At 72.9% G+C, this 517-nt stretch carries 2 protein-coding genes; one reads left to right on the top strand and one right to left on the bottom strand.

Going from position 1 to position 517, the window contains the following annotated elements; all coding sequences use genetic code 11:
* Window positions 1-252: ATP/GTP-binding protein (locus ACFQ8C_RS33995; protein WP_383465329.1), on the top strand; the 252-nt coding region annotated here is incomplete at its 5' end.
* 87 nt (window positions 253-339) lie between these two features.
* Here ACFQ8C_RS33995 and ACFQ8C_RS33990 read toward each other — a convergent pair.
* On the bottom strand, window positions 340-517 hold a 178-nt coding region (locus tag ACFQ8C_RS33990), incomplete at its 5' end, for an acyl-CoA carboxylase subunit epsilon (RefSeq protein WP_383465345.1).

Below are 517 nucleotides of genomic sequence, written 5' to 3'. Positions count from 1 at the left end.
GTCCTCGTCGACACCCGCCGTCTCGCCGACTGCTTCCCCGCCGTCGACTACTTCGAGAACTCGGGCCTCCCCTTCGTCATCGCCCTCAACGGCTTCGACGGGAACCAGCCCTACAACCCGGAGGAGGTCCGCGAGGCCCTCCAGATCGGCCCGGACACCCCGATCATCACCACCGACGCCCGCCACCGCGCGGACGCCAAGAGCGCGCTCATCACCCTCGTCGAGCACGCCCTCATGGCCCGTCTGCGGTAACCGTCCCGACGGCGCGTCGGCAGCACGCCACACGAAAGGGCCCCCGCTCCTCGAAGGAGCGGGGGCCCTTTCCGTACGTCCGGGGCGTCAGCGCCAGCTGTGGGGGGCGCGGAAGCCGTTCTCGCGTTCCAGGCGGCGCCAGCCGGCGGTGGTGTGGGCCTGGCCGGTGGCGGCGGGCTCGGGCTGTGCGGCGGCGCGGGCGAGGAGGATGGCGGTGATGGCGGCCAGTTCCTCGGGGTCGGCGTGGCCCTTCTCGACGCGGAGA

This window comes from Streptomyces sp. NPDC056503, assembly GCF_042794995.1.
Classification (GTDB): domain Bacteria; phylum Actinomycetota; class Actinomycetes; order Streptomycetales; family Streptomycetaceae; genus Streptomyces.
The sequence above is the reverse complement of the archived record's forward strand: the minus strand, read 5'-3'. Positions and strand labels throughout refer to the sequence as shown.